This is a genomic window from Corynebacterium sp. KPL2680, assembly GCF_040225675.1.
Taxonomy (GTDB): Bacteria; Actinomycetota; Actinomycetes; order Mycobacteriales; family Mycobacteriaceae; genus Corynebacterium; species Corynebacterium rhinophilum.
The window spans coordinates 123,599-141,199 of the sequence record NZ_JBEHFM010000004.1; the positions used below are offsets into that span (position 1 = coordinate 123,599).

A 17,601-nucleotide genomic window follows, 5' to 3' on the forward strand; every position below is an offset into this window, starting at 1 on the left:
AGTGTTTGACTCACTATCAGACCGCCTACAGTCAGCCCTGGCGGGCCTGCGCGGCAAGGGCAAATTAACTGAGGCGGATATCAACGCCACGACTCGTGAGATTCGTTTGGCCTTGCTGGAAGCTGACGTTTCTCTAACGGTGGTGCGCGGGTTTATCAAGCGCATCAAGGAACGCGCCCGCGGCGCGGAAGTATCTGAGGCGCTCAACCCCGCCCAACAGGTGGTCAAGATCGTCAATGAAGAGCTCATTGAGATCCTAGGCGGAGAAACCCGCCGGTTGAACTTGGCCAAGAATCCACCGACCGTCATCATGCTGGCCGGTCTGCAGGGTGCTGGTAAAACCACCTTGGCCGGTAAATTGGCCAAGCACCTCACGAAGCAGGGGCACACCCCGATGCTCGTGGCCTGTGACTTGCAGCGCCCAGGAGCCGTGCAGCAGCTGCAGATCGTCGGCGAGCGCGCGGAAGTCCCGACCTTCGCTCCAGACCCAGGTACCTCCCTGGATTCCAATGACCACGAGATGGGTACCTCGCACGGGGACCCGGTGGACGTCGCCAAGCGCGGTATTGCTGAAGCAAAACAGAAGCAGCACGATGTGGTCATCATCGATACCGCCGGCCGCCTGGGCATCGATGAAACCCTGATGACACAGGCGCGCAATATCCGCAATGCCGTAAATCCGGATGAAGTCCTGTTCGTCATCGACTCCATGATTGGTCAGGACGCCGTGCAAACGGCAGAGGCCTTCCGCGATGGCGTGGACTTTACCGGCGTGGTTCTCACGAAGCTGGATGGTGACGCCCGCGGTGGTGCAGCGCTGTCCATTCGTGAGGTGACCGGTAAGCCGATTTTGTATGCCTCCACCGGTGAGAAACTCGATGATTTCGATGTCTTCCACCCAGAGCGCATGTCTAGCCGCATCCTGGGAATGGGTGACCTGCTCTCCCTGATTGAGCAGGCGGAAGCCACCCTGGATCACCAGAAGGCCGAAGAAGCAGCCTCTAAGCTTGGCTCCGGCGAGCTCACGCTGAATGACTTCTTGGACCAGATGCTGATGATCCGCAAGATGGGTCCAATTGGCAACCTGCTGAAGATGATGCCTGGCGGCAAGCAGATGAATGAGATGGCCGCCATGGTGGATGAAAAGCAGCTGGATCGCATCCAGGCCATCATCCGCGGTATGACCCCAGAAGAGCGCGAGAACCCGAAGATCTTGAACGCGTCGCGCCGCAAGCGCATCGCCAATGGTTCCGGTGTAAGCGTTTCTGAGGTCAACCAGCTCATTGAGCGATTCAACCAAGCCAAGAAGATGATGTCCAAGATGGCCGGCCAATTTGGCATGGGCGGTGGCGGACGTTCTGCCACCAAGAAAAAGCCAAAGGGCCGCAAGGGCAAAAACGGCAAGCGCAAGAAGGGCAAGGGCGGCGGTGGCAACCGCGGCCCCAAGATGCCGGGTGGTATGCCAGGAATGGGCGGCGGTATGCCGTCGATGGAAGAGCTACAGCAGCTGCAGCAGCAAATGGGCGGTGCCGGCGGTGCCGGTGGCCTTGGCGGTGGAAAGATCCCCGGCATGCCCAAGATGCCCAAGGGCATGGAGAATATCGACCTCGATAACCTCAACTTTGGCAAGGGCAAAAAGTAGCCGCGCAGAGACATAAATAGAAGGTGGCCCATGACCTCTCAGGTGATGGGCCACCTTTGTGTGTGCCGTCGCGGGGGAGCGTCTACACCGGGTCGTTTTCCAGGGTATTGGGATACGGCACCGGGTTGGCGCGCCGCGTGCCACCGGTGGTGGGGGCAGCTGGCGATTCCTCTAGTGCTGCCTCTGCCTCTTCCGGGGAGATTTCTGGCGCCTCTTGTTGGACCTTTTCACCGTTCAAGAAGGGCGTGAGGGCTTCTCGGATCATCGGCATCGCGGAATCAGCAAAGGCGTTGGTGATGTGGTGCATATCGCGGTAGACCATGGTGTTGCCGATGATGACCGGGCAATCGCCATTAGCATCGCAGAACCACGGCGCGGTATCGAGGGACAGCATGTTTTCGTACTGCGATAGAACAACGGCACCTGGATCGTAAGGTTGGTAAACCTGCTCAAACCGCATGCCGCAGCCCACAGAGTCCTCAGTGGCAACGTAGCACTCATCGAATTCGCGCGGCTCCCCGTCCTCATCGAATCCCCACGGGTTATCGCGGAAACCCAGGAAGGGGATATCGCGCTTGGATAGTTCTTCCCAAAAGGCTTGGTAGCCGGCGGGGACAGCGTCTGGGCCATGCCCGAATTCGTTTTGCGGGCGGGTGGTATTGGAGATAACCAACTCTGGCTGGGCTTCGGCAATGCGGTCCATGACCAGTTCACCCCACTCGGCGCATTCGGGGCTGACCGTGACGTCATCGCCAAGCTCGATGGGGCAACCTTGGCGCAAGAGGGGAACCAGCTTGAAACCCATCTCTCGGCCGAGGCGGTCGAGGGCAGACGAGTATTGCTCCGCGTGGGATCCTCCCACCAAATAGACTTCCTTTTCGGCAGTAGTGTCGCCGAAAATGCAGGGGGTCTTGCCGTCCCTGCGCGTTTCAAAGAAGAAATCAGCGGGCTGGCTATCGGGCACGAAGCACCAGTTTGCAGCAACCGGCGGCTGGATTCCTCTAGCCACGATGGGATCAGGTTTGATCTCTACGCCATCCGGCGGGGTGATGTCATTGATGAACGTGGTAGCGCCGGGATATTGCTGGGGGTTGAGCATTTCCGCGTCGGCGATATTAAGGGTGCGCAGCCACAGCGGCTGAATGAGAAGCAGCGCCGTGACGCAGCTGGCGACCACGACGCCGCCGATGGCCCGACCGGCACCGGCACGGGTGGACAGACTGGAGACTGCCTTGTGGGCTGGAAGATCCTCTGCCAAGGGTCGCTTGCGGTGCTGGCGCAGGGGACGCTCGATGAAGCGATGCGTGATATCTGCAAGCAGCAGGGAGATGGCAATAATAATGATGCCCAGCCACCACGACGGGGTCTGCTGGCCCAAGTACGAGGTGGACAAAATAAGCAGCGGCCAGTGCCATAGATACAGTGGATAGGCGACATCGCCTAGCCAGCGCGCCTTTTTAGAGGCCATGGCCTTGGAGATCTTGCCGCCACCGCCCAAGATGATGAGCACGGCACCGCCCAAAGGCAAAAGCGAGAGCGGTCCTGGGTAGGCGGTGGTCTCTGCGATGATGGCGCCGGTAAAGACCAGCATGAAAAGGCCAAGGCCAGTAAACAGATCATAAAAACGCGCAGGAATCTTCCATGCAGAACCGTAGATGGCTAGAACCGCACCAAGGGTCAACTCCCAGGCGCGTGACCACGTGGAGTAGTAGTTTTCTGGAGTTCCGTGTAGCCCATGGCGCGAGGCATAGGCAAAGGAAATGATGGTCACCACGATGAGGATGGGGCCGGCGATTTGGTTGACCGTGGGGAAGCGGCTTGTGCGCAGTGAAGATTGCTGCGGGCGCCATTTCATTATCGCAGCCAGGATGAGGGCAAAGGCAATGCCCATCAGGTAGAACTGGCCCTGCACGGACATCGACCACATATGCTGCAGCGGGGAAGTATCGGCGGCGGCCGCAGTGTAGTCAGCGTGTTGGCGCGCCAGCTCCCAGTTCTGGTAGTACAGCATGGTTGCCGAAATTTGCTGGGTAAATTCAGTGCGCATGAGCTGCGGCGTGAAAAGGCGCACGAAGATATACGTCACACCGATGACCAAAACAAGGCTTGGTACCAAGCGGCGCAACGTGCGCCAGATTGGCCACCATGGGTTCAATGACGCGTTGGGCTTGCCGGCATAGCGCAGCTGTGAGCCTAAAAAGAAGTAACCGGAAAGCAGTAAAAAGACATCCACGCCGCCGGAGACACGACCGACAAAGACGTGGTAGATAACTACGAGGCCAATTGCGATACCGCGCAGACCATCGAGGTCATAGCGGTATCGAAAGTTGCGTGGAGAATCATTTGTCATAAAACGTCATTTCGTGCGCTTGCTCATGGGGAAACAAGCGTGGCGTACTTCTAAGCCTTCTGGGTCAAAGGTTTACGTTCGGCTAATCAGGTTACTCTTTAATGGTCTCGGAGGCATAACGAGGCAAGGTAGAATGCGGGAGACGCGGAGATTTTAAAATACTGCCTGCACACGCTAAAATGGTTCGGGTTATCGCAGTGGTGTGAACTGCTGACGATAATGAGACGTTTCATTCTGCGTAACACCGTTCCCGTCTACGGTCGGCCGGTACGTCACGCGCAGATAAAATCCAAGGGTTGAACCGGCGTGCTAAAAAGCGCGTGTCTGAACTGCCCAGTGACTAGAAAAGGAGCCATCATGGCTGTCAAAATTAAACTGCAGCGCGTAGGTAAGATCCGCGCCGCTGAATACCGCGTAGTTATCGCTGATGCTCGTACCCGCCGCAGCGGCAAGGTCATCGAGAACATTGGCATCTACCACCCGAAGGAAGAGCCTTCCCTCATCAAGATCGACTCCGAGCGCGCACAGCACTGGCTGTCCGTTGGTGCACAGCCTACCGAGCCTGTCTTGGCACTACTGAAGGTCACCGGTGACTGGCAGAAGCACAAGGGCCTGCCGGGCGCAGAAGGCACCTTGAAGGTTGCCGAAGAGAAGAAGTCCAAGCTGGACCTCTTCAACGAGGCGCTGGCTGAGGCTAATAACGGCCCAACCATCGAGGCCATCACTGAAAAGAAGAAGGCCAAGGAAGAAGCAAAGAAGAAGAAGGAAGCTGAAGAGGCTGCTGCAGCTGAGGCTGCCGCTGCTGCTGCCGGCGAGGCAGACGCTGAAGCAGAAGCTTCTGAGGAGTCCGCAGAGTAATCTGCTCGGTCTCTAGCGCCCTTTACTGATTAGGGCGCTGTGCATAAGCTTCATCCCCCACCTGTCATCGTTGCATTTATGCGCGATAACGAGTGGGGGATTTTGCGCGCTCGGCCAGCGCGCGGCCGCCACTGAGGCTAGTGGCTAGCGCTATTCAGAGCGTGGCCGCAATTCGGGGTAATTGGCGTATACATCGCCTGGATCTTTAAAATCCATCCCGCGCAAGCTGCCTGCGACGACGGGTTTGAATAGCTGATAGATTTCCTCCCGCGGCAGTTTAGACAGGGGCCCGTCAATGGCAAGTACGGTAAACCCGTGGACGGCGGACCAAGACAGCAAGCTATTGTGTAGGAAATACTCTTTATTGGGCGTTTGGCCTTGGGCTTGGGCGTGACGGGCCAAGAGATCGAAGTAGCGCTGAATCAGATTCAGGTGCTCGCTTTTTGGATCATCGGGAGTTGAGGAGTCTACGCCGAGCATAAAACGAAGCGCCTTCCACTCCAACATGCAACGGAAGAAGTTCGTTTCATCCAAGGCAAATTCGAGGTAGGCATACCCAACCTGCACGAGGTGATCGGGGAAGGCGAGGTTGCCAGCTTTATCGGTGGTGTGGTGAAGGCGGCGCACGAGCTCGTCGGTGGCTAGTTCGGCTACCTTATCGTGCAGTTCTTCCTGATCCTTAAAGTGCCGGTAGGCCGAGGTGGGGGATACTCCTGCCGCGCGGGTGACGGCGCGGATGGTAATAGCCTCGGGGCCTTTTTCCTTTCCTAATTGCACGGCGATCCGTAGCAGCTCGTCGTGGAGGTTTCCGTGGTGGTAAGGCTTGTTATGAGACTGCGATGTATCCAAAATCTGTCCTAACGGTGTGTGTATTCCAATTAGCCTGTAAGCATCGTTAAAAGCATTAGTGCCGGTTGCCCGTCTGACTGTTCTGTCGGTGAGTCCGAGTTCACATCCGGTAGGGGTGCGGCAACGCTATGCACTATATAGGCGGGTAAGTGCACAATGTTACCTGGGGCTAGTGCGACCGTGTTCTCCCCACAAGTGAAATTCACTTCGCCGCGTATCGCCTGCACGGTGATAGGGTGGGCGGCTTTGTGATCTGGCAGGGATTGACCAGGGGCAAAACTGAAAAGGATCAGGTTTGCGCGCTCACCGTTTAAGACTCGCTTGACCCCAGGGCGCTCACGTTCAGGATCAGTGGGAGGTGCCAAAGCCACCAGATCAAGGTCGATCAAGGGGGAGTTCGGTGCCTCCTGATGCGCGCTGCGAGGATCGGAGGACGGGTGGGGAGAGTCGTTCATGCTTCAAGCGTAATGCCTAAGAGTGAGATTGTGGGGAGCGCGGCAGGAAATAAGAGCAACTGGGTGTATGCGGTAAACTCTGCGCCATGGAATTGATGATTGGGCGCGTCATTAAGTCGCATGGGATCAAGGGAGAAGTGGTGGTAGAGCCCACCACCGATGAGCCTGAGGTGCGCTTTGCGGTGGGAGAAACACTGCGGGGAAGGCAGGGCCGCAAGGGACACGAGTTGACTATCTCTGCGGTGCGCAGCCATAAAGGCAGGCTTTTGGTGACGTGCAAGGAAATTGCCGATCGCACACAGGCGGAAAGCCTGCGAGGCACCCAATTTTTCGCTGCCCCATTAGAGAATGACGACGAGGGCTTTTATGACCACGAGCTCGAAGGCCTGCGCGTTATCCACGAGGGGGAAGACATCGGCTCTGTGACCTCCGTCGTGCACGGGCCTAGCCAAGATCTCTTAGAGGTTGAGCTGGCTTCGGGCAACTCCGCCTTGGTGCCCTTTGTCCATGCCATCGTCCCCGAGGTCGATGTGGAAGCCGGCACGTGCACCATCCAACCCCCAGAAGGGCTGTTGGATCTATGAGGCTCGATGTCGTGACCATCTTTCCGGAATACCTGCAGCCGCTGCGCCATGCCCTTTTAGGCAAGGCAATCGAGCAGGGCCGTCTTGAGGTGGGCGTGCACGATCTGCGGCAGTGGGCTACAGATGCGCATAAATCGGTCGATGACTCCCCCTTTGGTGGCGGCCCAGGAATGGTCATGAAACCTGAGGTATGGGGCCCTGCGCTTGACGATGTCGCACTCGGGACCACCGCCCCCACCCTCGACTCCTCCCTGCCGCACCTCAACCGCCCACGCCACGATGAATTAGAAGGTGTCGAAGCCCAGGCGTATGACGCTGAAGCGTCACAAGGCGAGCCAGATAGCGAGAACGAAGATGGCGATCTCCCGCTGCTTCTCGTTCCCACCCCGGCTGGGGTGCCGTTTACCCAAGCGGATGCGCGGGCATGGTCCACCGAGGAACATATTGTTTTTGCCTGTGGGCGTTACGAGGGCATCGACCAGCGCGTGGTTGAAGATGCAAAGAAGCGCTACCGCGTTCGGGAAGTATCCATCGGGGATTATGTGCTCATTGGCGGGGAGGTCGCCGTATTGGTGATCGCAGAAGCCGTAGTCCGCCTTATCCCCGGGGTATTGGGCAATAAGCGCTCGCATGAAGAAGATTCCTTTTCAGATGGCCTATTGGAAGGCCCGAGCTATACCAAACCGCGGGAGTGGCGCGGGCTTGCAGTGCCGGAGGTTTTGACCTCTGGAAATCATGGGCTGGTAGATCGGTGGCGCAGGGAACAAGCGTTGGAGCGCACGTGGCAGCGCCGCCCGGAGTTATTGGATCAGGTGGAATTGAGTAAGGCGGATAAGGCATTTGTAGCGCAATTGAGCGAGCGTGAACCGAAAGGCAAGGCACAGTAGTGCGGGTGAGCGTGGATCTTTCTGTGCTGATGAGCCAGGAAGAATGGGAAGAAAGCCTGGCTGGTATGCCGGAGAAACTGCGCGACGCAGGTTTTGTGCCGGTAAATATTTTTGCCACCGTAGTTTCCCCGTCGCCGCCGAAAGCTAGCCCATTGGCCCTGGAATATGAATTCAGCAATGGAACCGCGGCGGAGGGCACGCCGCTGTGGCGGGTCATCGTCAATGGCGATACCACAGCAGCCCTGCCCTCCCTCGCGCCGATGGTTGCTGAGTGCTTGCCGGCCACCGCGGCGTGGTTGGGAAGTACAGAAATCGGGCATACCGAATTCGCGTGGTCGGCCGAGCCGGTATGGAGCGTTGAATCCAGCGAAGAAAATTAGGAAAAGTCGCTAGAGAAACTTGTATCGGTGCTGGGTAGTGCTACTGTAAGTGCAGCACACACTCGCATTTTTACTTGCTCTCCAAGGACTCTCTCGCATGACTTCTCCCAATGGAAATGATTTTGGCGGATACAACCAACAGCCGCAGTACAACCAGTACCCCGCGTATTCTCAGCCGCAACAAAGCCGCGGGAATGGGGCCATGATTGCGGCGATCATTTTGGGAGTTGTGGCACTTCTTGCCATTGCCGCTGCGGCAGTCTTTTTCGTGCAGGGAAATGGCGATAATTCCAACGCCACCGCGCAGGAAACCCAATTTCAGCAAAAGGCGGACTCCACAAGCGTTGATGACAAGGACGACGAGAAGTCGTCGGGTAGTGAAGCTACCGTGACCAAGACTGAGCAGGCACCTGCGCCCGCCCCAGCACAGGCACCTGTAAGTAGCGGCAATGGGCACTCGTGGGGCGACTACACGAGCTATTACGCTGCCACCAGTAAAACGTCAGAGGCATTTGCAAAAAATGTCTACAACACCTTTATGAATAACTGGGTGTCCGGTGGCGGAACGGATGTCACCTTGAGCGTCTATTCACCGACTACCGGTGGTACCTATACGATGTACTGCTCCGGGAACTCCTCGCGGGTGAGCTGCTCTGGCGGCGATAGGGCCCAGGTAGTCATCCACTAAAATAGCGCGTCTTTTGCTCCTCTTCTTCCTGCTTGTAGCGTGCGGGAGAGAGAGGATTTTTGTGTGTCCGGCGGTGGCAGGCCGGGGCGGTGGACAAGGCATGCGGTAGATTGGGTGGGTCCCGTACCAAGCTTTGAAATAGAAGTGTGAGGAATCTACGTGAATATTGCGGCCACCATCGCGGCGGAGATCGGCGCTCAAGAAACCCAGGTTTCGACGGCGCTGAAGCTCCTTGCGGAGGGAAATACCGTGCCTTTCATTGCGCGCTATCGCAAGGAGGTCACGGGTGGTTTGGATGATGCCCAACTGCGCACCATCGAAGAGAGGGCCACCTACCTGCGCGAGCTAGAAGAGCGCAAAGAGACAATCCTTGCCGCCATCGATGAGCAAGGCAAGCTTAGCGATGACCTGCGCAGCCAGATCCTTGCCTGCGATACCAAAGCCCGGCTTGAGGATTTGTATCTGCCGTATAAAAAGCGGCGCAAGACAAAGGCGGATATCGCGCGCGAAGCCGGCTTGGAAGAGCTGACCGACATATTGATTGCGCAGCCGCAGGCCCAGCCGGAGGAACTGGCACAGGGTTTTCTTACGGAAGGTTTCGCGGATACCAAGAAGGCGCTAGAGGGGGCGCGCTCCATTCTTATCGATCGCTTCGCGCTCGATGCAGACTTGGTAGGCAGTGTGCGCGAGCGCATGTTTAACCAGGGTGCCATGCAGGCGCAGGTGGTGGAAGGAAAGGAAGCCGAGGGGGCGAAGTTCAAGGATTACTTCGACTTCAACGAACCTTTTTCTTCGCTTCCTTCCCACCGCATTCTGGCACTCCTGCGCGGGGAGAACGAGGGAGTGCTGCAGCTGCACCTCGATGCCGGTGACGACGCCGACTACGAGAACCTCATCGCGGATCGGTTTGAGTTGGAACGCAGCTCCGCGTGGTTGGATAACGCCGTGCACTGGGGATGGCGCACCAAGCTGTATGTTTCTTCCAGCCTAGATGTGCGCATGCGCTTGAAAGAAGTAGCAGAAGAAGGCGCGCTCAAGGTCTTTGCCACGAACCTGCGCGATGTGCTGCTTGCCGCCCCCGCGGGCCAGCGCGCCACCATCGGCCTTGACCCGGGCTACCGCAACGGCACCAAATGCGCCGTGGTGGATAAAACGGGCAAGGTGCTCGATACCACCATCGTCTATCCCCATCAGCCGCAAAACCAGTGGTCGCAGGCGGTACAGACCCTGTCCACACTGTGCGCGCGGCACTCGGTTGACCTTATGGCCATCGGCAATGGCACTGCCTCCAGGGAAACAGAAAAGCTCGCGCACGAGATTGCTGACCTGCTCAAACAGGCTGGGGGTCAGCAGCCAACGCCCGTCGTGGTCTCCGAATCCGGCGCATCGGTCTACTCCGCATCGCAGCTGGCGGCGGAGGAATTCCCCGATATGGATGTCTCGCTGCGCGGGGCGGTCTCTATTGCCCGGCGCCTGCAGGATCCGCTGGCAGAGCTGGTGAAAATCGATCCTAAGGCCATCGGAGTGGGCCAGTATCAGCACGATGTGAACCAGACGTCGCTGGCCCGGACGTTGGATGGCGTGGTAGAAAGCGCCGTCAATGGCGTCGGCGTCGACCTCAATACGGCCTCAGCGCCGCTATTGGAGCGCGTGGCGGGTGTTAACCCCACCATCGCCGCCAATATCGTGGCCTACCGCAATGACAATGGCTCTTTTGCTACCCGTAAGGAGCTGAAGAAGGTGCCGCGCTTAGGCCCGAAGGCCTTTGAACAATCCGCCGGCTTCCTGCGCATTAATGGGGGAGCGGACCCGCTCGATGCGTCGGCGGTTCACCCCGAGGCCTATCCCATCGTGACAAGGATTGCGGAGCAGACGGGGCTGGGCATCGGCGAGCTCATTGACAATAACCGGGTGCTGGACAAGCTGGATCCCGCCGATTTTGCGGACGAGACCTTCGGTATCCCTACCGTGAGCGATATCATCGCCGAGCTAGATAAGCCGGGCCGCGATCCGCGCCCTGAGTTTAAGACCGCCACCTTTAAAGAAGGCGTACATAAGGTCTCTGACCTTAACCCCGGCATGGTTTTAGAGGGCACGGTCACCAACGTGGCGGCCTTTGGTGCGTTTGTCGATGTCGGCGTGCACCAAGATGGACTCGTCCATGTCTCTGCCATGAGCCATCAGTTCGTTTCTGATCCCCATGAGGTCGTGCGCTCTGGCCAGGTGGTCAAGGTCAAGGTGATGGAGGTTGACGTTGATCGCCAGCGCATCGGCCTGTCGCTGCGGCTGGATGATGAACCAGGCCAGCCTGCACGGAAGCGTCGCGGCGGCGATTCGCCGCGCGGATCCGGCAAACGCGGCGGTCAAAAGCCCTCGCGCGCAGCAGGGAAGAAGGGTGGCCGCAACTCCGATCGTGGAGGTTCCCGCGGGCGCCCGGCAGCCAAGGGGACCATTGCCGATGCCCTGAAGAAAGCCGGCTTCTAACTTCTCTGTGCAGTGGCCTACCGGCACCGCAGGGTGGGCCGCTGCCTGAGGCCGCGGTGGGGAAAATATCCCCGCCAACCGCGCATGCGCCGAAAAATATGACCGCCACTTCGCAGTCGATGCGGACTCCCGCGCCTATTAATGGTAAGTTTGGCAAAACTAAGTAAATGGCGTCCTTCTTTTCCTGTTTCAGCGAGGCACTGCTGAGTAGAGCGGGGCAAGGGGGACGCTGAACTACTGCCATAAGGAGACAACTATGAGTCGTGCGGCCGATAGCGGTCAAGGTGCCGGGGACACCGCAGAGATGCCTTCGATAAGCGGCGAGGAACCCAAGGGTCGGGGAGTGCTGGGCTGGCACCGCCTCTTGGATTGGCGCCCGCGCAGCGCTTTGTCGCGGGTGCTTATCGTATTCCTCCTCGTTGCTCCCATCATCGTGGCCGGAACCATGATGTGGGCTATGTGGGATCCATCCAAGTACATGCGCAATATTGACCTTGCCGTGGTTAATGAAGATGCGGGCGTGGATAAGCAGGGCAAGCACACCAACTATGGCGACCAGGTGGTCAAGGGCTTGCTGGATACCGATTACCTCAACTTCTCTGAGGTCAATAAGAACGACGGCGATGAGGGCCTGGTCAAGGGCAAGTACTTGATGGTGGTGACGATCCCGAAGAACTTTTCCGAACAAGCCGTCACCATTATCAGCGAAAAGCCCGAAAAGCCTGAGATAAACTTCGCTACCAATGACTACTACGGCACGAATGGCTCAGTGATTTCCTCCAGCCTCATTCCGCAGGTGCAAACCAGCGTGGAAAACGCCATTTCCAAAAAGTACGCTGACCAGGTCATCGAAGGGCTTACTAAGTTGAGCGACGGCCTGAACAATGCCGCGGACGGCGCGGGGCGACTCGATGAGGGCGTCGGCAAGCTGCAAGAGGGCGGCGGGCGCGCGATTGACGGAATCAATAAGCTCGACAACGGTGCGGGAACGCTTAATAACGGCACGGCCGAGCTCCTCAACGGAACGACGCGGCTCAATGATGGCGTCGGCCAGTTGAATGATGGTGCGGGCCGGCTGAGCGATGGCGCCGCGCGCCTCGATGACGGTGCCACCCGGCTTGCCGATGGCTCCGATAAGCTCCTTGCCGGTACCGGCCGCCTCGCCGATGGTGCGGGCCAAATCGATGCCGGTGTCAATCAGCTCACGGGCATGCTCATCCCCGTGCTGAAACAAGCCCAAGCCGTGGTGCCTGGTCTTACCCAGCTGGTAGACATTCTGCGCGGGCTCGGCATGACCCAACAAGCAGACCAGCTTTATTCGCTCGTATCCAAGCTTGATCCCGCATCGAGTGGGAATATGGTGGGGCAGCTGGAAAAACTTTCCGCAGGTACCGGCCAGCTGCACTACAACCTGTCCGATCCGCAATCGGAATATCTGGGCGGCCTTACCACCCTGAACGGCGGGGCACACCGCCTGTCTGATGGCATCAAGGAACTGCGCGGCGGAGTCGGGAAGCTTAGTGACGGTACCTCGCAGCTGCAGGACGGCGCGTCCCGCCTGCAGGATGGCGCATCTCGCCTCCACGATGGCACGGGCGCGCTTAAGGAGGGCACCGGCCGGCTGGCAGAAGGCGGAGCTGAGCTGAAGGGCGGCATGGATCGCCTCAAGGAAGGCTCTGGCGAACTATCCACGAAGCTTGCCGAAGGTGCAGCTAAAGCTCCCACCGTTTCCCGTCCTGAGGATTCCGCGCAAAATATGGCGGTACCCATCAACTTCACCGCATCCAATGTCCACCCCGTGCAAACGGTGGTAAACCCAGCGGACCCGACCGAGAAGAATATTACCGGCGGCGCCTCCATGCTCTTCGTACTCGTATTCGGCTTCCTCGTGATGCTGCTGCTGGCGATGACGCTGCCGTACTACATGGCGCGTAGGGGAGTCCGGATAACTAGCCCTGCCCGCAGCGTCTTCGGCGCCTTTGCCGCGCTGACCGGGCTGAACTTCCTCGTACTAGCGTTTATGGCCCTGATGTCTTCTACCCTGGGATGGCAGCCGGCAAGTTGGTCCATGATCGCGCTCGTACTTGCTGCGATATCCGCTGTAGGTGCTGCGACCTACCAGTTCTTCCTGGTTACCTTCGGGCGCAAGATTGGTTCGATCTTTGCCGCCGGCGCCTTCGCCCTGGGCGTCATGGTCTTTGGCGGGGTATGGCCGGTCGTGGCGATTCCGCGTGCGCTGAGCCTGCTGCACCCCTTCCATCCGATGTCCTACGCCAAGGATGCCTTTACCCGCGCCACCGATGGCATTCATGATGGAACGTTCTGGAGCGGGATTATCATCCTCTTTGGCATCACGGTGATTGCGGTGGGGGCCTCGTACCTCGTCTTCCGAGCACGGCACCTGGGCACGGCGAAGATCCTCGATGAGCACCATTCCCGCTTCCGCTCTCCCATGCCTGCCTAAGCTGCGCCCGGCCCGTTCGCCCCAGGTAGGGTAGTAAATCTGCGAAGCAGAGGAATTTGGAATTGGCCGGTTCCTATGGAAAGATAGTCCATCGTTCTATGTAACGGGCACGAACCGGTCAGGCTTCAAGCCGCCAGGGTCCTCTGTCCCAAACTGAAAAGGAATATTGGTATGACCAACATTATCGACAAGGTCGATGCAGCACAGCTGCGCGACGACATCCCGTCCTTCCGCCCCGGCGATACCCTCGACGTCAATGTCAAGGTTATTGAGGGTAACAACGAGCGTGCACAGCTCTTCAAGGGCATCTGCATCCGCCGCCAGGGCTCCGGTATTCGCGAGACCTTCACCGTGCGTAAGGTGTCCTTCGGTATCGGCGTAGAGCGTACCTTCCCGGTTCACTCCCCGAACCTCGAGTCCATCAAGGTCTCCCGCCGCGGCCGCGTCCGCCGTGCGAAGCTGTACTACCTGCGCGATCTGCGCGGCAAGAAGGCTCGCATCAAGGAGCGTCGCTAGTTCTAGCGCCGCTGCGCGCAGCGTTTCTCTCCCTTCCTTTCCCACATCCACAGTGCCGGGAAAGGGAGGGAGATTTTTATTGCGTTCTCTTCAAATCATTTCGATTTCCTGTGAATTGCCCCGCAGTCACGGGAGCTAATCCGTATTGCGGGCATGCAGTTGCTAGGATCTGACGGGTGAATAACGAAAGCATCTCGCAGGGCAAAGAAGCGGCCACGGAGAAGGTAGCCACGGAGAAAAAACAAATGCCGTGGTGGCTGGAGACTCTCGTGGTCGTCATTTCCGTGCTGGTGGTCGTGGGGCTATTCCAAAACTTCATTGGCCGCCAATACGTGATTCCCTCAGGATCCATGGAGCCGACACTGCACGGCTGTGAGGGATGCACAAATGACCGCATCTTTACAGAAAAGGTCTCCTACTACGGCGATAAGGGCCCAGAGCCAGGAGACGTTGTGGTCTTTAAGGGCACGGACGACTGGAACGGGAGTTACGTGTCTCCGCGCTCATCCAATTCCGTCATTCATGGCATCCAGGATGCGTTGAGCTTTATTTCCCTGGCACCGCCAGATGAAAATACCCTGGTCAAGCGCGTTATCGCCACCGGTGGGCAGACGGTGTCGTGCCAAGAGGGCGATCCCGCCGTCATGGTGGATGGCAAGCCCATCAACCAGGACTACGTACAGGATCCGCCGACCTACCCAGTGGATGAGTCGACCGGATCGGAAGCCTGCGGCGGCCCGTATTTCGGCCCAGTGAAGGTGCCCGAAGAGAATATCTGGGTCATGGGGGATAACCGCACCGCGTCTGCTGATTCGCGCTACCACATGGGTGATAATTTCCACGGCACGATCCCCGTAGAGAATGTGCGCGGAAAGGTGCAGTTCGTATTCTGGCCGTTCAACCGCATTGGTGGGGTCGATGACCCAGACATCCAAAGCTAAGCCGCAACATCAGCGCCTGCGCACCCGCGATTTCCTCGCACCGGTCATAGGCGGCTTCGTGCTCTTAGTCCTACTTCAGGCTTTCGTCGGCCGGATGTATGTCATTCCCTCCGCGTCGATGGAACCCACGCTGCATGGCTGTACTGGCTGCGATAATGACCGCATCGCGGTGCAGAAGATGAGCTATTACTTCCACGACCCAGATCCAGGCGATGTCGTGGTTTTTGAAGGACCCGAATCCTGGAATACCGAATTTGAAGTTCAGCGGTCCGAAAACGTGCTGGTGCGCGGTGCCCAAAATGCCCTTGCATCCGTGGGGCTTTTGCCCAATGGGGAAAATATCCTGGTCAAGCGCGTTATCGCTACCGAGGGCCAGACGGTCAAGTGCGAAGAGGGCGATTCCGCGGTGATGGTGGATGGCGCACCGATAGATCAGAGCTTCACGTTGGATCCTCCCGAGATTCCGGTGGATCCTGGCTCCGGCTCGCAGGCTTGTGGCGGCGAGTACTTTGGCCCCGTGACCGTCCCGGAAGGCAATATGTGGGTCATGGGGGATAACCGCACCAATTCCCTTGATTCCCGCGCGCACATCGGAGATCACCTGCAAGGCACCGTGCCGGTCGATAATGTGCGCGGCAAGGTAGAAGCCGTGGTCTTGCCCGTATCGCGCTTTGGTGGCATCGACGATCCGGATATCCAGAATGCGGCGGCTTAAACAGCAGCGCACCTTTGAGGTGGCGCTGGCCCGAGCGGGGCTCGGCCCCGTCGCTGGGGTGGATGAAGCCGGCCGCGGTGCGTGCTGCGGCCCCATCACCATCGCCGCCTGCATCCTGCCCGAGCGCATCGTGGGAGAATTGGATACCTTAACCGATTCCAAGAAGCTCACGCCCCGCCAACGAGAAAAGCTCTTTCCCATCATTAAAGACAAGGCTGTGGACTGGTCGGTGGTCCATATTGCGGCAGGGGACATCGACAAGCGCGGCATCCAGCACGCGAATACCTCAGGCATGCGCAGGGCGGTAGCGCGCCTGGACAAGCGCCCAGGCTATGTGCTTTCCGATGCCCTCTATATCCCCGGCCTTACCCAACCTCACCTGCCCATTATTGGCGGGGATGCGGCGGCGCGATGCATTGCGGCGGCAAGCGTGTTGGCCAAGGTAAGCCGGGATCACCTCATGCGGGATCTGGATGAGCGTTTTCCGGGCTATGGCTTGGCTGGGCATAAGGGCTATGGCACCAAGGCGCACGAGGCCGCGATTGCCGCTTTGGGGGCGAGCCCGGAACACCGCATGAGCTACAGCAATGTGCAGCGCGCCCATGCCCAATTCACTGCGCGTGCCTAGCGAAAATTGTGGTTTCTGCGCGCTAAGCTAGGGCGAGCTATCCCATCTTTTGGAGGTCCACAGTGAGTGCAGAGGAACTCGAAAACTACGAGGCAGAGGTAGAGCTGTCCCTTTACCGCGAATATCGCGATGTCGTCAGCCAGTTTTCTTATGTCGTAGAAACCGAGCGTCGTTTCTACCTGGCCAATGCCGTAGAACTGATTCCCCATACCGCCGGGCCCGATGTGTACTACGAGGTGCGCATGTCCGATGCCTGGGTATGGGATATGTATCGTTCCGCGCGCTTTGTGCGCTACGTTCGCGTCATTACCTACAAGGACGTCAATATCGAGGAATTGGATAAGCCGGATTTCATCATGCCGGACTAGGGCTTAGCGCGCCTGTCAACTCGGCGCCCGCTGCATTCCGCCGCAGCTGTGGATAACTCTTCGTGATGTCGAAGTTATTCACAGCTGCGGCGGTTTTCTGGTTTTCGGGCTTGTAGCCTGCCCGCATCCTGCGGTGTTCTGTGCGTGCAGTACAAAACAGCACGAAAGAAAAGGACACCGCACATGCAATTTGCATCAGATAAACACTTGGCCACGAAACATCCTCGGTATAGACAACTGGGGTTGCCCGCAAATCGTGGACACGTTGTTAAGCTGCTTAGGGGTTAAGCAGCGGCTTTCTTATTACCATTTTGATCAGCGAGCTGGGCTTCGAAATCGACGGGGCTTACCATCCCGATGGCTGAGTGGCGACGGCGCCGGTTGTAGACAATCTCAATCCAGCGGGCCACCGCCTTCCCGGCTTCGTCACGGGTTCGCCATTTCCTCCGGTCATAGAATTCGGTCTTCAATGTCGACCAGAACGACTCGGCCATCGCATTGTCAAAGCAGACACCAGTACGGCCGACCGATTGAGCAATACCTAGTTGCTGGCAAACATTCCACAATTGTTCACTCGTGAACTGAGTGCCACGATCTGCGTGGAATACCAAGCCATCGGGTACGTCACCACGCAGGGTATAAGCCATGCGCAGTGCACGTTCAACCAGGTAAGAATCCTGCACACTATCCATGGACCAGCCGAGGACTCGGCGGGAGTGTCCATCGCGGATAACGCATAGGTACAGCCAGCCCTCATTCGTGCGTAGATAGGTAATATCCGACATCCATATC

The 17,601-nt window shown here is 58.2% G+C and carries 16 protein-coding genes; 13 read left to right on the forward strand and 3 right to left on the reverse strand.

Features of this window, described 5'->3' with window-relative positions; translation table 11 throughout:
* The first annotated feature begins 1 nt into the window (after position 1).
* A complete protein-coding gene (gene ffh / locus ABRP66_RS03535) occupies positions 2–1,642 on the forward strand; it encodes a signal recognition particle protein (protein WP_284769578.1) in 1,641 nt (546 codons plus the stop codon).
* 82 nt (positions 1,643–1,724) lie between these two features.
* On the opposite strand, the gene ABRP66_RS03540 is transcribed toward ffh, so the two are convergent.
* Positions 1,725–3,992: an acyltransferase family protein gene (locus ABRP66_RS03540; RefSeq protein WP_284805802.1), complete on the reverse strand. Its 2,268-nt coding sequence runs from the start codon at positions 3,990–3,992 to the stop codon at positions 1,725–1,727.
* 357 nt (positions 3,993–4,349) lie between these two features.
* Between ABRP66_RS03540 and rpsP the strand changes: the two genes are divergently transcribed.
* A complete protein-coding gene (rpsP, locus tag ABRP66_RS03545) occupies positions 4,350–4,850 on the forward strand; it encodes a 30S ribosomal protein S16 (RefSeq protein ID WP_005283672.1) in 501 nt (166 codons plus the stop codon).
* A 150-nt stretch (positions 4,851–5,000) separates the two neighbouring features.
* Here rpsP and ABRP66_RS03550 read toward each other — a convergent pair whose 3' ends face one another.
* The gene (locus tag ABRP66_RS03550; RefSeq protein WP_284853293.1) at positions 5,001–5,699 is read right to left on the reverse strand and encodes a TetR/AcrR family transcriptional regulator; all 699 of its coding nucleotides are present in this window, start codon (positions 5,697–5,699) and stop codon (positions 5,001–5,003) included.
* A gap of 541 nt (positions 5,700–6,240) precedes the next feature.
* On the opposite strand from ABRP66_RS03550, the gene rimM reads away from it, so the two are divergent.
* The 11 genes from rimM to ABRP66_RS03605 all read left to right on the forward strand — a co-directional run bounded on the left by rimM (position 6,241) and on the right by ABRP66_RS03605 (position 16,809).
* On the forward strand, positions 6,241–6,738 hold the full coding sequence (gene rimM / locus ABRP66_RS03555; RefSeq protein ID WP_284853292.1) for a ribosome maturation factor RimM: 498 nt from the start codon (positions 6,241–6,243) through the stop codon (positions 6,736–6,738).
* Complete coding sequence (trmD, locus tag ABRP66_RS03560) at positions 6,735–7,625, forward strand: tRNA (guanosine(37)-N1)-methyltransferase TrmD (RefSeq protein ID WP_284851982.1); 891 nt, start codon at positions 6,735–6,737, stop codon at positions 7,623–7,625. Before rimM ends, trmD begins: the two co-directional genes overlap by 4 nt.
* 5 nt (positions 7,626–7,630) lie before the next feature.
* Positions 7,631–8,005 (forward strand): hypothetical protein, encoded by a 375-nt coding sequence (locus ABRP66_RS03565; protein ID WP_284796006.1) that lies wholly within the window; start codon positions 7,631–7,633, stop codon positions 8,003–8,005.
* Between the two features lie 97 nt (positions 8,006–8,102).
* Positions 8,103–8,693: a hypothetical protein gene (locus tag ABRP66_RS03570; protein WP_284782175.1), complete on the forward strand. Its 591-nt coding sequence runs from the start codon at positions 8,103–8,105 to the stop codon at positions 8,691–8,693.
* A 159-nt stretch (positions 8,694–8,852) separates the two neighbouring features.
* The gene (locus ABRP66_RS03575) at positions 8,853–11,177 is read left to right on the forward strand and encodes a Tex family protein (RefSeq protein ID WP_349838345.1); all 2,325 of its coding nucleotides are present in this window, start codon (positions 8,853–8,855) and stop codon (positions 11,175–11,177) included.
* Between the two features lie 256 nt (positions 11,178–11,433).
* Entirely contained in the window at positions 11,434–13,641 is a 2,208-nt protein-coding gene (locus ABRP66_RS03580) for a YhgE/Pip family protein (protein ID WP_349838346.1), read from the forward strand.
* A gap of 171 nt (positions 13,642–13,812) precedes the next feature.
* The gene (rplS, locus tag ABRP66_RS03585) at positions 13,813–14,157 is read left to right on the forward strand and encodes a 50S ribosomal protein L19 (RefSeq protein WP_005278655.1); all 345 of its coding nucleotides are present in this window, start codon (positions 13,813–13,815) and stop codon (positions 14,155–14,157) included.
* A gap of 245 nt (positions 14,158–14,402) precedes the next feature.
* Positions 14,403–15,098 (forward strand): signal peptidase I, encoded by a 696-nt coding sequence (gene lepB, locus ABRP66_RS03590; protein ID WP_284782257.1) that lies wholly within the window; start codon positions 14,403–14,405, stop codon positions 15,096–15,098.
* On the forward strand, positions 15,076–15,813 hold the full coding sequence (gene lepB / locus ABRP66_RS03595; RefSeq protein ID WP_284796010.1) for a signal peptidase I: 738 nt from the start codon (positions 15,076–15,078) through the stop codon (positions 15,811–15,813). Before lepB (ABRP66_RS03590) ends, lepB (ABRP66_RS03595) begins: the two co-directional genes overlap by 23 nt.
* Positions 15,791–16,441, forward strand: a complete 651-nt coding sequence (locus ABRP66_RS03600; protein WP_284769799.1) for a ribonuclease HII — start codon at positions 15,791–15,793, stop codon at positions 16,439–16,441. The genes lepB (ABRP66_RS03595) and ABRP66_RS03600 overlap by 23 nt, the downstream gene beginning before the upstream one ends.
* Positions 16,442–16,503: 62 nt before the next feature.
* The gene (locus ABRP66_RS03605) at positions 16,504–16,809 is read left to right on the forward strand and encodes a DUF2469 domain-containing protein (protein WP_005278666.1); all 306 of its coding nucleotides are present in this window, start codon (positions 16,504–16,506) and stop codon (positions 16,807–16,809) included.
* Between the two features lie 284 nt (positions 16,810–17,093).
* Here the strand turns inward: ABRP66_RS03605 and ABRP66_RS03610 are convergent.
* A partial coding sequence (locus ABRP66_RS03610) for an IS3 family transposase (protein WP_349838347.1) occupies positions 17,094–17,601 on the reverse strand: 508 nt, incomplete at its 5' end.

Coding starts and splice junctions, on each gene's coding strand:
- ABRP66_RS03540 (WP_284805802.1), bottom strand. CDS start 3,992: ATGACAAATGATTCTCCACGCAACTTTCGATACCGCTATGACCTCGAT.
- rpsP (WP_005283672.1), top strand. CDS start 4,350: ATGGCTGTCAAAATTAAACTGCAGCGCGTAGGTAAGATCCGCGCCGCT.
- rimM (WP_284853292.1), top strand. CDS start 6,241: ATGGAATTGATGATTGGGCGCGTCATTAAGTCGCATGGGATCAAGGGA.
- trmD (WP_284851982.1), top strand. CDS start 6,735: ATGAGGCTCGATGTCGTGACCATCTTTCCGGAATACCTGCAGCCGCTG.
- ABRP66_RS03570 (WP_284782175.1), top strand. CDS start 8,103: ATGACTTCTCCCAATGGAAATGATTTTGGCGGATACAACCAACAGCCG.
- ABRP66_RS03580 (WP_349838346.1), top strand. CDS start 11,434: ATGAGTCGTGCGGCCGATAGCGGTCAAGGTGCCGGGGACACCGCAGAG.
- rplS (WP_005278655.1), top strand. CDS start 13,813: ATGACCAACATTATCGACAAGGTCGATGCAGCACAGCTGCGCGACGAC.
- lepB (WP_284782257.1), top strand. CDS start 14,403: ATGCCGTGGTGGCTGGAGACTCTCGTGGTCGTCATTTCCGTGCTGGTG.
- lepB (WP_284796010.1), top strand. CDS start 15,076: ATGACCCAGACATCCAAAGCTAAGCCGCAACATCAGCGCCTGCGCACC.